This is a genomic window from Thermoflavimicrobium dichotomicum (assembly GCF_900114055.1).
Classification (GTDB): domain Bacteria; phylum Bacillota; class Bacilli; order Thermoactinomycetales; family Thermoactinomycetaceae; genus Thermoflavimicrobium; species Thermoflavimicrobium dichotomicum.
Window position 1 is genome coordinate 163176 of sequence record NZ_FORR01000003.1, and the last position, 14562, is coordinate 177737.

12 protein-coding genes are annotated in these 14562 nt (G+C 40.9%); 6 read left to right on the plus strand and 6 right to left on the minus strand.

All coding sequences use genetic code 11. The features are described 5' to 3' along the window. Nucleotides 1-210: 210 nt before the first annotated feature. Nucleotides 211-828, plus strand: coding sequence for a DUF502 domain-containing protein (locus tag BMZ78_RS05260; RefSeq protein WP_093228556.1), 618 nt, complete (start codon nt 211-213; stop codon nt 826-828). 45 nt (nt 829-873) lie between these two features. Here BMZ78_RS05260 and BMZ78_RS05265 read toward each other — a convergent pair whose 3' ends face one another. Then, nucleotides 874-1161 carry a gamma-type small acid-soluble spore protein gene (locus tag BMZ78_RS05265; protein WP_093228558.1) on the minus strand — a complete coding sequence of 96 codons (288 nt, stop codon included), beginning with the start codon at nt 1159-1161 and terminating at the stop codon, nt 874-876. 78 nt (nt 1162-1239) lie between these two features. Here BMZ78_RS05265 and asd point away from each other — a divergent pair, with 78 nt between their 5' ends. From asd to BMZ78_RS05280, 3 genes are all read left to right on the plus strand, one after another. Then, nucleotides 1240-2097 carry an archaetidylserine decarboxylase gene (asd, locus tag BMZ78_RS05270; protein WP_093228559.1) on the plus strand — a complete coding sequence of 286 codons (858 nt, stop codon included), beginning with the start codon at nt 1240-1242 and terminating at the stop codon, nt 2095-2097. 3 nt (nt 2098-2100) lie between these two features. Then, nucleotides 2101-2691: a rhomboid family intramembrane serine protease gene (locus tag BMZ78_RS05275; RefSeq protein ID WP_093228561.1), complete on the plus strand. Its 591-nt coding sequence runs from the start codon at nt 2101-2103 to the stop codon at nt 2689-2691. A gap of 184 nt (nt 2692-2875) precedes the next feature. After that, nucleotides 2876-4105, plus strand: coding sequence for an MFS transporter (locus BMZ78_RS05280; protein ID WP_093228562.1), 1230 nt, complete (start codon nt 2876-2878; stop codon nt 4103-4105). Between the two features lie 646 nt (nt 4106-4751). Here BMZ78_RS05280 and BMZ78_RS05285 read toward each other — a convergent pair. The 3 genes from BMZ78_RS05285 to BMZ78_RS05295 all read right to left on the minus strand — a co-directional run bounded on the left by BMZ78_RS05285 (nt 4752) and on the right by BMZ78_RS05295 (nt 8036). After that, the gene (locus BMZ78_RS05285; RefSeq protein ID WP_093228564.1) at nt 4752-5603 is read right to left on the minus strand and encodes an aldo/keto reductase; all 852 of its coding nucleotides are present in this window, start codon (nt 5601-5603) and stop codon (nt 4752-4754) included. A gap of 121 nt (nt 5604-5724) precedes the next feature. After that, a complete protein-coding gene (locus BMZ78_RS05290) occupies nt 5725-6783 on the minus strand; it encodes an NAD(P)-dependent alcohol dehydrogenase (protein WP_093228565.1) in 1059 nt (352 codons plus the stop codon). Between the two features lie 86 nt (nt 6784-6869). Continuing rightward, complete coding sequence (locus tag BMZ78_RS05295; RefSeq protein WP_093228566.1) at nt 6870-8036, minus strand: MFS transporter; 1167 nt, start codon at nt 8034-8036, stop codon at nt 6870-6872. Between the two features lie 216 nt (nt 8037-8252). Between BMZ78_RS05295 and BMZ78_RS05300 the strand changes: the two genes are divergently transcribed. Both BMZ78_RS05300 and BMZ78_RS05305 read left to right on the plus strand, forming a co-directional pair. Further along, nucleotides 8253-9170 carry an AraC family transcriptional regulator gene (locus tag BMZ78_RS05300; protein ID WP_093228568.1) on the plus strand — a complete coding sequence of 306 codons (918 nt, stop codon included), beginning with the start codon at nt 8253-8255 and terminating at the stop codon, nt 9168-9170. A 506-nt stretch (nt 9171-9676) separates the two neighbouring features. Further along, nucleotides 9677-11047, plus strand: a complete 1371-nt coding sequence (locus tag BMZ78_RS05305; protein ID WP_093228569.1) for an aldehyde dehydrogenase — start codon at nt 9677-9679, stop codon at nt 11045-11047. 833 nt (nt 11048-11880) lie between these two features. Here BMZ78_RS05305 and BMZ78_RS05310 read toward each other — a convergent pair. Further along, nucleotides 11881-13194 carry a CitMHS family transporter gene (locus BMZ78_RS05310; RefSeq protein WP_093228571.1) on the minus strand — a complete coding sequence of 438 codons (1314 nt, stop codon included), beginning with the start codon at nt 13192-13194 and terminating at the stop codon, nt 11881-11883. Between the two features lie 157 nt (nt 13195-13351). Then, a complete protein-coding gene (locus tag BMZ78_RS05315) occupies nt 13352-14521 on the minus strand; it encodes a 2-methylaconitate cis-trans isomerase PrpF family protein (RefSeq protein WP_093228573.1) in 1170 nt (389 codons plus the stop codon). Nucleotides 14522-14562: the final 41 nt, after the last annotated feature.

The window sequence follows — 14562 nt, forward strand, 5'->3', positions numbered from 1 at the left end:
CCATCAAACTTTTTCTAATATAAAGTATGTTTGGTAGAAAGAGGAGGAAACACATATCTGCCTGTACAAGATAAAAGTGTTTTTATCCATATCCAAAAGGACTGACTGTTTGATAGAAAAATTTATGGTAAACTGTAGGGAAGTGGAGAAGTTGTGATTTGACCACTTTAGAAACATGAACGATCAGGATAGGATGTGTTGGGGTACAGGATGAAAAAACGAGGGATCTTACGCAGAATCACGATTTATTTTTTAAATGGATTGTTGATTGTCTTGCCCATTGCCGTTACTGTTTATTTGGTTCATTATGTATATCGGTGGCTCAATGAACTGGGTTTAAAATGGATAATCAAGGCGCAAATTGGATGGGATTTCCCAGGAATTGGAGTCATTGTCGTTCTTCTCCTGATTTTTTGTATTGGAGTGATTGGGAGACTTTGGATTACCAAAAGACTGATAGCGCTTATTGAAACCTTGATAAACAAAGTACCTTTAATCAAAGGATTATATAATACCCTGAAGGAAATGATTCACTCCTTTATTGGTGAAAAAAAGTCATTTGATCAAGTTGTTTTGGTTAGTGTCGGACCCACAAAACGTTTAGGCTTTTTGACTGTCAAAGAACCTATTTTTACTGTCAAAGACGGGAAAGAATATGTGGGAGTTTATTTTCCACATAGTATGCAAGTGTCGGGAGACTTGCATTGGGTTGAACGTGAACGAGTGGAAGAAGTGGATTTATCTGTAGACGAAGCGTTAAAAATTATATTGTCTGCGGGGGTATCAGGAAAAATGAATAAGGCTCCCATAGAAGGGATTGAACCTTAAATGGGAGCCTATCCGATCCCTTAAGGGATGGAAGTGATACTGACGTTATTGCTGGTTTTTGTTCTTGTTAGCCATCGATTGCTGATTTTGGGCACGAACGCGTTGAGCGTTTGTTTCAGAAGCAAATTCGGTTGCGAAGTTTTGGTTCGCTGCATTTGCTTGAGGAGTAGCTTGAGCGCCGCGAGCTGCTTGTTGGCTACCAGGTGCAGCTGCAAATTCGGTTTCATAGCTTTGATATCCACCAGCGCTTTGTGCTGAACGTTGGTTTTGTTGGCGAACCTGTTGAGCGTTTGTACCAGCAGCCTGTTTTGCTTGGTTTTTGAATTTATCCATTGAGTATCACCTCCTGATACTAGATTGCCCCAGAGCTACTAAAACATTTCAGTTATTTTTTTCCTGTTGGAGGTTGTCATGAGAGAGACCATTTTTCGTTTGTTTTGGCGTGGACTTCCCAAAAAGCTGCTATCACAGTTGGTTGGAAGCCTGGCAAGAAAACCTTTTAGTCGCCGTTTGATTCCGCTTTATATCAAGCATTTTCAAATTGATATGACACCTGTGAAAAAACCTATTGATCAATTTGAAAATTTGCTCGATTTTTTTGTTCGGGAGTATCATCCTGAGGCCCGGCCGATTGATCAGGATCCGCATCTGGTAGTAAGTCCTGTAGACGGGAAAATTTCTCAAATAGGAACGATTGAACAAGGAACCTTGCTTCAAGCAAAAGGGATTACTTACTCTTTACATCAATTACTTGGTGAAAATGAATCCTATACCAAAAAATTTACCGGTGGAAAGTTTGTCACGATTTATTTAAGTCCTAAAGATTATCATCGGATTCATATGCCTGTGGAAGGAAAAATTAAAGAGTTAACATACATACCTGGTCATTTATATCCTGTGAATGAATGGGGGGTTAAACTGATTCCAGGATTGTTTGCCATTAATGAGCGTTTGATTTCATATATTAAAACAGATTGGGGAGATATTGCCTTAATCAAGGTAGGGGCAACGAATGTGGGAAGTATTAAGGTCACATTTGATGAGCAAGTGGTAACCAATCCAAGAAAGAAAAAGACATTTGAACATAAGGTTTATGAAACACCACATTCACTGCTAAAAGGAGAAGAATTAGGGCGTTTTGAATTTGGATCCACTGTGATATTGTTATTTGAACCTGATTCCATCGAGTGGGAAATTAGTCCAGAACCTGGTACACGAGTATATATGGGACAGGCATTGGCGCGCATTCAGAAAAGAAAGGAGGAGTAGGATTTGTTTGGTCATACCCATATTCCGCTCCATCGCTTTCCACAAATATTCCCTGTTGTAACCAGTATGATCCTGGTTCATACTGTTGTTTTTGTGATGTTATTACTTACGGGTCAGGCGGAAAATCCTGAAACCTGGATTCGCTATGGAGCGGTTGAAGGTTGGCGTCTCGCAGAAGGTGATTGGTGGAGGCTGTTTACTTCTATCTTTATTCATCCGCAATTTCTGCAGTATTTTTTCATCTGTTTCTTTTTATATATTTTTGGTCCCCAATTGGAATGGTTACTGGGACGTTTACCATTTTTAGTTTTATATCTTGGTTCAGGTATTGCTTTTTACATAGGCATTTATTTATTTGATATTACAGGTGTTTATTCTGGAGCAGGTGGAGCGATTTTCGGTTTTTTGGGTGTTTATTTGTATTTGTTTGTGCGTCGATCTTTGAATTATCAGATGGGAATGGGGTTTATTGCGTTAACCGTGATTAATTTGGTGTTAAATTGGTCTTTGATCATTCCCTATCTTTTTTCGCTCGCTTGTGGATTTGTATTTGGAGCGGTCATTCTTCATTTTCGTAATGTAGAAAGTGAATAACTACGATTTGGAGATTTTTGTCTGTCGACCATTCCCGTAACTAACCACTCTAAGCAGTTTTAAGCCGCCGTTGGGCGGTTTTTTATTTGCCAAGATTTCGAATGGTTCAGGATGAAAACAATTCCGCGCTTTTACTACTTAAAAAGAGAACGGTTGGTTATGCTAAGATTGGTGAGACAAAATCATGAAGATGTTTAAATCAGATGCATATCAATTGGATCGTGAATCATGGTTATTGCTAGTGATGAGTGGATTGTACGCAGCTGCCACTTCATTATCCAATATGTTTGTTCATGTATATTTGTGGAAGATTCGTCAGGATTTAATCACGATTGGCTGGTTTAACTTTTCGCAATATTTGTCAATGGCCATTGCTTTTATATTGGCAGGTTGGATGGCCAAAAAAGTTGATCGGGTCATTACGATTCGTTTGGGAGTAGGAATACAAGCCGTTTTTTACTTAACCGTTCTCCTTTTGGGAACGAAAGCGTCGTTGTATGCGCCCTGGTTGGGAACATTTCTGGGAATGGGTTTGGGTTTTTTCTGGCTAGGCAGTAATGTCTTGTATTTTGAGATCACAGAGCGTCACAATCGTGATCAATATAATGGGTTAAACGGATTGCTCGGTTCATTGGCCGGGATGATTGCTCCTTTTGTATCTGGCTGGATCATTACTCGTGTCAATCAATTTACTGGTTATCGTATTATTTTTGGTTTATCGCTTGCCATCTTTTTAGCGGCAGTTGTGGTTAGTTTTTTCTTGAAAAAAAGAGAAGCAAAGGGAAAATTTTGTTTACCTCCCATCTTGGCTCAGGCGTTTCATCGTAAAAACCCTTGGTTTTGGGTGAATTGTGCGATGGTTGCTCATGGCCTAAGAGAAGGGGTTTTTGTTTTTTTCATCGGTTTGTTGGTTTATATGACAACGAGAAATGAATTGACATTGGGAACCTATTTTACCATTTCTTATCTTGTCTCTTTTATTTCTTTTTATTTTATAGGCAAATGGCTCAAACCAGAATGGCGTAATCAAGCCATTTTATTTGGAGCGTTTATGATGGGTTTGGTTCTGGTTCCGTTTGTGTGGAAACTCAATAGCTGGACCATGTTTATATATGGGATTGGTGCCTCTTTGTTTTATCCGATTTATTATGCTCCGCTTACTTCTCTGGTTTTTGATTTGATTGGACAAAATGAAGAAGCGGTCAAAATGCGTGTAGAGTATGTTGTTTTAAGAGAACTGATGTTGAATGCCGGACGGTTAATCGGCCTGTTGGCATTTATTTTCATTGTTAATTTGACAACCAATTTGCTTGATCTACGTTGGTTTTTATTGGGATTAGGTTTTGTTCATGTGTTGGCAGGGATCACGATTCGTCACGTTCCCTTGCTAAAAGCTGAAAGCGGCTCTGTTTGAGTCGCTTTTACAGGCTGAAAGTCGGTGATAATACCCACATATGTAAAGTTGGGGATTCGGGTATTGGGTATGTGGCTAATAACGGGTTCTTTTTGTATCGTAAATTTCCCAATACTTGGTAACCGATAGATTCGGTCCCCATTGCGAAACATCCAAAACACACCGTGCTCTAATAAGTGATCCTTAGTCCATTTAATCGTCCAGCTTTTTTTCTATCCCCAGTATTTCTTGTACGGATTCGAATAGAGATGATTCAATTGTCTCGACCTTATACAGGCACCTTTCTTTTTTTGCAGTCGAAGCAAAATAGGTGCAGGTTATCGACAGAATAATCCTCTTTCGTTTGATCAACCCTCCCTCTGCCGCTCGATACATAAAAAAGCCGGTTTGACCCGGCTTTCTTTATTCTTCCCGATCATCTTCTTCTATGACACATTCTACAGGGGCCCAATCAACTTGATGCCAATCTTCCTAAAGCCACCCTTCCAAATCATCTTTCAAGTCACAAGTCCGATAGCAGAAACTTCCAGGCCACTTTTTCCTAATTTACGCTTTTGCATGATTTAATTTCCTTTCTTTTTTGTGGTTGTCACTTTCACTTGTGATCCGGTCTCCGTACTTCATTTCGTTGTGTTGGATCAGAACATTAAATATCAAGTTTACGATTACTGAGCCATTTCACGATTTCAGGATCGTTATGCGAAAAGAACAAGCTTTTTTTCGTATCTAACGCAGCAATCCTCTCCATATCCTCTTGACTTAATTCAAAGTCAAAGATATTGAAGTTTTCGATGATCCTTTCTTTATGAACAGACTTTGGAATCGCAACAACTCCTCTTTGTGTCAACCAGCGTAAAATCACCTGAGCTACGGATTTCTTATGCTTTTCAGCAATTGACACTAAAACTTCATTCTGGAAGATGTTATTTTTTCCTTCAGCAAAAGGCGCCCAGGACTCGATCTGAACATTGTGATCTTTCATAAATTTGGCACTCTCTATTTGCTGGCAGAAAGGATGCGTTTCAATCTGGTTTACGGCAGGAATTACTTCATTATGAATGATCAAATCTATCAGACGATCCATCTGGAAGTTACTAACTCCAATTGCCCTGATCTTTCCCTCACGATACAATTCCTCCATCGCATGCCAGGAGCCATATACATCACCAAATGGCTGATGAATTAAATACAAATCCAAATAATCCAATTGCAATCTTTCCAGTGACTTTGCAAATGCTTTCTTTGTGCTCTCATAACCGGCATCCTGAATCCAGAGTTTTGTCGTAATAAACAATTCCTCTCTCGGCACGCCACTCCGTTTGATTGCTCTGCCAACCGCTTCTTCATTTTGATAAGCGGCAGCGGTATCAATCAGACGATAGCCTGCCATAATGGCGTCATAAACGCATTGTTCACACTCATTTGGATCTACAATCTGATAAGTACCAAAGCCGAGTATAGGCATCTCAACACCATTGTTCAAAATTACTTTTTGCATATGAAATCCTCCTGTCTTTTTAAATATTTTCTGTCGAGTCACTCTTTTGTATCATTTGTGCGAATTGGCAACCCATCTTTTATCAGAGACCATTCATGATGATTAAAAGTATCTTTACAAGTTACAAGGTAGACATGTCAATAACGAATCGATAACGAACATCACTACGGAGAACACGCTCAAATGCTTCGTCTACTTGGTCAGCACGGATCACCTCAATTTTAGGGGCAATGCCGTGTTGAGCGGCGAAATCGAGCATCTCTTGTGTTTCCCGAATACCACCAACGAGTGAACCTGCAATGCTACGACGACTCATGACTAAGGAAAACACATTGTATTTATCTGGCTCGTTTGGTAAGCCGACATTTACAAGCGTTCCATCTACACGAAGCATCGATAAATACGCATCAACGTCAAGATTTGCTGACACTGTGTTTAAGATGAGGTCAAAACGACCAGCCAACGCAGTGAATGTAGCGGGATCACTGGTTGCAAAGTAATGATCTGCGCCAAAACCTAGGGCTTCACTTTTCTTATTCATAGACCGACTCAAGACAGTTACTTCAGCACCCATGGCATGCGCAAATTGGATCGCTAGGTGACCAAGCCCTCCCATCCCCACTATGGCAACCTTCTTACCTGGACCGGCGTTCCAGTGTTTCAAAGCAGAGTACGTGGTGATGCCTGCACACAATAGCGGACTTGCCACATCCATATCCAGACCGTCTGGAATGCGTACGACAAAATCTTCCTTTACAACTATTTTTTTACTGAATCCACCGTATGTCAGATTGCCATCGTAGTCTAACGAATTGTATACCACGACGACGCCTTTCGTACAAAATTGCTCATCACCACGGAGGCAATATTCGCATTCTCCGCAGGAGTCAACAAAGCAACCAACGCCAACGCGATCACCAAAAGCAAATTTTGTAACTTCTGTTCCTACTGCTTCCACGACTCCGACGATTTCGTGACCAGGAACCATTGGGAAGATTCCGTTACCAAAATCATTGTGTGCATTGTGAATGTCGGAGTGGCAAATACCACAAAACTTAATATCTATTAAGATGTCGTTTGGTCGTAAATCTCTCCGCTCAATAGTTGTTTGTTCAAATGGCGATTTTGCACTTGGGACACTTAGAGCACGGGTCAATATGCTTTTATGATTATTACACATAATAGACAACACAATCCTTTCTCGTTAACTTTGAATAATTCGGATGCACATTAATCGAATTCCTCACATCCAATAATCTGTTGTGTTCATCGCTGTGCGCTTGAGAAAGAACGAACATGGCCGAAGGAGACAGCCGCGACGACGGCCGCGAGCGCAACCGAGACGGCACTGATCCAAGTGATCGCCATGATCGACAAGCCTCCCACGGCGATTCCCCCGATGCCGGCACCCGCGGCAAAGCCGAGCTGCACGAAGGAACTGTTCAGACTGAGCACGATACCAGAGGCTTCTGGAGCAAGCGAGATCAGGTTAAAGTTTTGGGTCGGCCCGAACGTCCAGCAAGCGAGCTCCCAGATTATGAGCAACAGGATGGTGACGATTACCCATCCGGAGCCGACCGACAGGAACACCAAGGCAAGGGCTTGAACAGCCATGGAGCAGACGAGCGTGCGGACGGTGCCGATCCGGTCCGCCAAGAAGCCGCCAAGCCTGGAGCCAATCAAGCTCGCGATGCCCATGGCGAAGAGGATGACACTTATTTCTCGTTCCATCCTCGGCATGACGGTGGCCAGATAGGGGGTGATATACGTATCGACAATCGAAAAACCAATAAACACGAAGAACGTCACGCAAAGGGTGACCGCGATCCGCGGATTCTTCAAGAGGGCAAGTCTCTTGCCCAGAGGGACGGACGCTTCACCTTCCATGGCCGGAATCGTCCGTGCGACAGCGAAGATTGCCAGCAGACTGAAGAGGCCGATGACCCAAAAGATCGTCTTCCAATCATATGCCGCTGCGACAACGCGACCGATGGGGACACCGAATACAAGAGAGGAGCTAAAGCCCATTGCGACGTTGGACATCGCTCCGCCCTGACGTCCGGGAGGAGCCAACTTCGCAGCTATGGCATAGGCGGTGACGACAAAGACGCCCGTTCCGACCCCGAGTACGACGCGAGAGGCCATCAGGAAGCCGAAACCTGGAAGGGCGAGTGTCGAAACGATGCCGAGTGAAATGATGACGAGAGCCAGCAGCAATTGCTTGCGCTGATTCATCTTCGCCGTCGCCACCATGACAATGGGCGTGCCGATCGCGTTACCGAGTGCGAAAACGGTAATAAGCTGTCCCGCTGTCGCTACCGATACGCCGACGGAAGCGGCGATCTTATCCAGCATGCCCACAATGCTGAATTGTGAAGTGCCAACAAAGAAGCTGATAAGGGTCAGCATGTAAATTTTCCAGGTGTTTTTCATGTCATTCTATCTACTCCTTTATCTATATAATTGATAATTTTACGATCACAATAAAGTTTTGAAAAAGCTTCGCATCCTTATTATGCAACAAATGAAAAAGCGACCGTTATCCTATTCGTCTCAAATGATTGCCTAATCCTCTCACAATCACTTAAGCAATAGACGAATGTGGATTATAATGGAGCTGATCAAGGATGAAGGAACAAGGAGGATCTTATGTCTGAACAAATCTATAATCAGCAGCTTGAACTCGCCAAACTCATTGAGCGTCATACAGGCCGAGACGGTGTTCACGCGACTGCTATTCCGTCTTTATCTTTCACTCGTCAATCGAATGTGACCGGACCAACTTATGGAGTTCACGATCCCTCCTTATGCATTGTCGTTCAGGGTGAGAAGGAGGTATTGCTGGCACGGGAGCGCTTTAGGTACGGTCCTGCCGATTACCTTGTTGCATCCATTGACTTGCCGGTTACCGGCCAAGTCATCGAAGCCTCTTCCGACGTTCCATATTTGGCTCTCAAACTTGAATTTACGCCGAGTCAAGTCCTAGAGGTTTTAAGCGATTCTGAAATTGGGGCTGGTCCGAAAAAAAATGCCAAGCGGGCTATGTTTGTCAGCCGGATGGAGTTATCTTTGTTGGATGCTGTAATCCGATTAGCTCGTTTGTTAGAGAATCCTAAGGATATCCCGGTACTTGCTCCTCTATTTACGAAGGAAATTATCTATCGGGTTCTGCAAGGGCAGCATGGGGTTGCGCTGGCACAAATTGCAATAGAAGGAAGCGGTACCTATCGAATCAGAGAAGTTATCCAATATATCATGAAAAACTATGATAAGTCTTTTCGGATTGAGGAGCTTGCGGAAATAGCGAATATGAGTATTTCTTCGCTTCACAGGCACTTTAAAGAGGTAACCGCTATGAGTCCTATTCAGTTCCAAAAACAACTGAGACTGCAGGAAGCCCGGCGCCTGTTATTATCCGAGTCAACAGATGCCGCTGATGTCGCATTCCGGGTAGGCTATGAAAGTCCATCGCAATTCAGCCGTGAATATTCCCGCATGTTTGGTTTTCCGCCTAGAGAAGACATAAAGCGCCTAAAGTCGAAATATGACCAAAGGATAAACGCATGAATCCACTGCTCAATGGGGGGTTAAAACCGCGTATTACAATGATAGTTACCCGTTTAGTTTATTGATCAACAAATGACGAATAGCTTTGTTTAGCGGTGAGTTCGACGACTCAGTACCTGTTGAAATGCTTGCTTTCAATTTTTATCAAGAATGGAATGCCTTATCCGCCTCATGTCATGGCAGAACAAGTGGGTTATTGTTAGAGAGGAATCTATAATAATTAAATTAGAACCGATTGTTTTTTCATCTCCAATCAGCTGCTACTTTTGTTAGTCTTCGTACTGAAATTTAGATGCAGTATATGCAGGGTTTGGGTAAGTCTTTGGATGCACCATACTTGCAAGAGATGAAATATTAACTATCGAACCGCGACGCGATTCCGCGTCATCCGTTGTGGTATTCCAGGATTTACATAATTGATATAAAACTATTTCATATTGAGGAATTTTCTTTGAATTATGCTAAAATAGGGAAGAAATGTTGTGCGGTTTTAGGAGGGCGGCTGCATGGAGCAAATCACTAAATTGGTAGAACAACAAAAAGCGTTTTTTTATACGGGGAAGCCAAAGGAATTGGAGTTTCGCTTGGAATGTATTCAAAAGCTGAAAGATGCAGTAAAAAGGTATGAACCCGATATACTCAATGCATTGAAAAAAGACCTAAATAAGTCAGAAAAAGAAGCTTATATGACAGAAATTGCGACTGTATTTGAAGAGTGCAATTACATGTTGAAAAATCTGCGGTCATGGTCAAAGCCGCAAAAAGTAAGGACAGCTTTAACCCAAAAGGGAGCCAGGAATTATATTTATCGAGAACCTTATGGTGTTTCACTCATTATAGGGCCATGGAATTATCCATTCATGTTGGTGATATTACCGTTAATTGGTGCTCTTGCTGCAGGGAATTGTGCCATTTTAAAGCCATCAGAAATTGCACCACATGTGTCAAGATTGGTTGCACAAATGATTGAGGGAATATTTAATCAGGAGCATGTTGCGGTAGTAGAAGGTGGCGTTGATACAAGTACAACTCTATTAAACGCACCCGTAGATTTCATTTTTTTTACGGGAAGTGAAGCTGTTGGCAAAATCGTGATGGAAGCAGCAGCTAAACGTTTAACTCCATTGGTACTGGAACTGGGTGGCAAGAGTCCATGCATTATAGATGAAGATGCAAATTTGGAGTTGGCAGCCAAACGAATCATATGGGGAAAATTGCTAAATGCTGGGCAAACCTGTGTAGCGCCTGATTATTTACTGGTTCATGAACGGATAAAAAATGATTTGTTAAAACGGATGAAAGAAACAATCCGCGATTTTTATGGAGAAGAACCGATCGAAAATCCAAATTATGGACGAATTGTAAATGAAAAACATTTCGAGCGCCTGACGCGTTTCTTGACAAATGGAGATATTGTTTTAGGTGGAAAAGTGGATAAAGAAAAGTTGTTGATTTCACCTACGATTTTGGATCGTGTTAGCTGGGATGATCCTGTGATGAAAGAAGAAATTTTTGGTCCGATTTTGCCAGTACTAACTTTCACACAGCTAAATGAAGCCATTGAGCGAGTACGGATGCTTCCAAAACCATTGGCTTTGTATTATTTTTCTGAATCTGAAGACAAGCAAAGAAAGATCATTGAAAGCTTGCCATTTGGCGGTGGTTGCATGAATGATACCATTATCCATATGGCTTCTCCGTATCTGCCTTTTGGTGGAGTGGGTACAAGTGGAATGGGAAGATATCGTGGAAAATCCAGCTATCAATGCTTCAGTTATGAGAAAAGTATTTTAAAACAGACAACCCGTTTTGATATTCCTTTCCGTTATCCAACAGTGAAAAATGGGCTGAAGTGGCTTCGCTATATCATGAAGTAGTGGAAAGATGGCCCTTGATCCGAAAAGCTGGGATTGTTGACAAGCCTGGTTTTCCTTTTCCAGTTGAACGACTTTTGCTCGTTTTGAAGCATCGGTAGTGAAACGGAAAAGGAAAACCGACATATCATGGAAATTTTGTCAAAGCTAACTCTTGTTTGGGTATGGCAAGAATTACTTCTTTTTTGAGAAACTAAAGGAGAAGTCAGGGCGTATTCAATTAAATTGATGAATACGCCCTGACTTTATCTGCTTTAGAAGGGGCCTTGATCAATACGCAGTGCCCAATTCGATTTTGGCGGAGTAATTCCTTTCGTTCCTTTACCTTCTTTTACGTTAGGATTATAGTCACCTTCCTGGAACGGCATCATTGTATTCTTGGATCGTTTTTAAGAATGGGTCCTTATCCACGGAAAGTAAGTCCGTTAATTTTTCGGTGATGTCAGCTTTAAAGTGGGTTGCTTCCTTTAAGAAATACTCCTTGCGCAGCAAGCGCAGGAAGTGGCTCGAATCGGCTATAAATGATTCAAAAGCCATCTCGACAAGTTCTGCGAAATCGAGCGCAGATCGACTTCGCCGATACTCTTCATGATTTTTTCAACTCTTTGTACAAAAGGGCGTAAATCGAAGGAAGTAAAAAACACAGGTAAACGATCTTTTGGATTTAATTCCTAGCCATTGTTCAAAAGAAAAAAGATTTCCTTTATAAACGACTTCACTCCTAGTTTTCTTGTTTATCGTCACTTGAAAACTTCTCCAAGTTGGGGTGAACCATTTCTTTTTCTTTCAGTCCCTTGAAAAACCTGAAAAATCCTCGCTTAGTAAATCTAAGAATATTACATAAGTGAAATAGCACCTGTCATTAGCGCTAAACTTGTGATAACCAATGATGTAAAAATAGCCCATTTGCAAGTGAATCTCTGATGTTCTCCAATATCTCTATCAACCATACCTACTAATAAAATGGTTGAAACCACAAGCGGACTCATTAAATGTACAGGTTGTCCTAATATAGAAGCTCGAGCAATTTCTACAGGATCAATTCCATAAGCAGCTGCCGCCTTAGCAAGGATAGGAAGGACCCCGAAATAATACGCATCGTTCGATAATACAAACGTAAACGGCATACTCGTAATAGCTACAATTGTGGGGAAAAACGGACCTAAAGATTCCGGAATAATTGCAACTAAAGTATTAGCAATTGTATCAACCATTTTGGTACCAGATAAAATTCCAGAGAAGACGCCAGCTGCAAAAACCAATACAACTACTGTTAAAGCATTTCCTGCATGTGCCAATATACGTTCCTTTTGCTCTTCCACCTTTGGATAGTTAATGATCAAGGCAATAACGAAACCGATCAAAAATAAAACTGGGGATGGCAACCATTCCATTACGAGAATGATCATAATGGATACAACTAAGAAGAGATTTATCCACAATAGTTTTGGACGTTTTATATCCATTTGTTCTTGTGCTGGAGCTAATTCCGCATTTACTAACGTATTGATCGATGAATATTGTATATCAACAATTCCTATCCTTTTACGTTCTTTTTTTCCTAGAATAAAAGCTGTGAAAATTACCCATAAAACACCCCCAACCATAGTTGGAAGAAAGGGGACAAAGAATTCCGTTCCATCAAGTCCCAAAACAGTAATTGCCCGTGTAGCCGGTCCTCCCCATGGGGTCATGCCACTCATAATACTTAATGACAGCATAGAAATGGCTGCTAATACTAGTGGATTCATACCAATTCTTTTATAAAGGGGTAGCATAGCTGAAACAGTAATCATATAAGTAGTAGTTCCATCGCCATCCAGGGCTACAATCAACGAGAGAACTGACGTTCCTATGGCGATTTTTACAGGGTCTCCTTTTACGATTTTCAATATTTTTTTAATAAGTGGATCAAATAAACCTGCATCTATCAAAATACCAAAAAATAGAATGGCAAATAGCAATAAAGCAGCGGAAGATGCCACCAGCTTAATTCCTTCTAACATCATTGATCCTAAATCTTGACCAAAACCACCGATTACTGCAAATATAATTGGTACAAGTGTTAATGCTACGATTGGTGACATACGTTTTGACATAATTAAAAACGTGAAGACTATAATCATTGTAATACCTAAAATAAATAACATAACAATTGGTCCCCCTTCTTTTGTGTATACGGTTTCAAAATGCGATAAAAGTTTTTCGATATTTATTCTTAAAAGAAGCGTTTTCAAAATATAGTAAATTTATACCTTTTGGCAAACGATCAAAAGTTAAGAACACACACATTTTCGTGTGTATTTCTTAACTTTTTTGTAAAACAGATACTGGAATATAAGCGTAACCTTCCATCAACCTTCTTGCTGTCCTTCCGATAGCAGCTCTTGGGACAATCCAATTGTCTCCTTCCCTCTCAACTGTTGTTTCAACATATAAAACTCCTGAAGGGTGTCCGATCCTAATCCCAGATCCCACTGAAGAAACGAGCTGATTTGGGATAGTTCCTGGAATTTTTGCTGCAGCACAAAGAGCAATTGCTCCACTAACAGCATAAGCCCTATGGAGTGACCCCATTGAAAGATAACGCGCAACAATATCAATTTCTTCCATTTTTATAAACTTATGGTCAATTGTCATATACTCACTTGGTGCAGAAACTATGGTAATCTTCGGAAGTGCATGAGTATTTTGATTAATGTTATTTCTATCTTCTTCCTTGATGAGCCCAATCATGATACCAGATTCTATTCGGATTTCATCTAATACCTGTAAAAGCTCTCTATTTTCGTTAATCTCATGATTAAGTTCTATGCCTTGAAGTCCAAAATCTTGCGCCTTCACCATAACTACTACGTTGGCACAATCAACAATGCTTACTTCAAATTTACGTCCATCCTTTAATTGCACAGTATCTATTGGGTTACTTGTCGGTAATGTTTTTCCTGTAAAAGTTCCTCCAGAATCTAAAAAATTAATCATAATTCTAGATGACGAACCTGGAACCCCATCAATTACAAAATCACCATTATATTGTATTTGTCCGTTTTTAACTGGTATTTCCGCAACAATTATTTTTTTCGTATTTGTGTTGTATATATTGACGTATGTTACAGGATCCTTCAAAGAAACATAACCTTCTTCTGCTGCATAAAGAGCTACAGCAGTCACGAAATTACCGCAAGTAACGTTATAATCGATGACTTTTTTTTCAAGGCTGACTTGGCCGAATGTATAATCAATATGTGCCCTAGGATGTGATGGAGGACCTACAATTGCAAGTTTGCTAGATAAAGATGTTCCACCTCCGAGTCCATCAACCTGATTGGGGTCAGGACTACCATAGATTCTTAAAATCACTTCATCCCGCAAAATTTGATTTGAAGGGAGGTCCACCATTCTTAATATCAATCCTTTACTAGTTCCACCTCTCATAATAACAGTTGGAATTTTATGGTTTTGACCATAATCATACATTTGGACTTCCTCCATTTTGTTTCTGATATCGCGTGATAAGT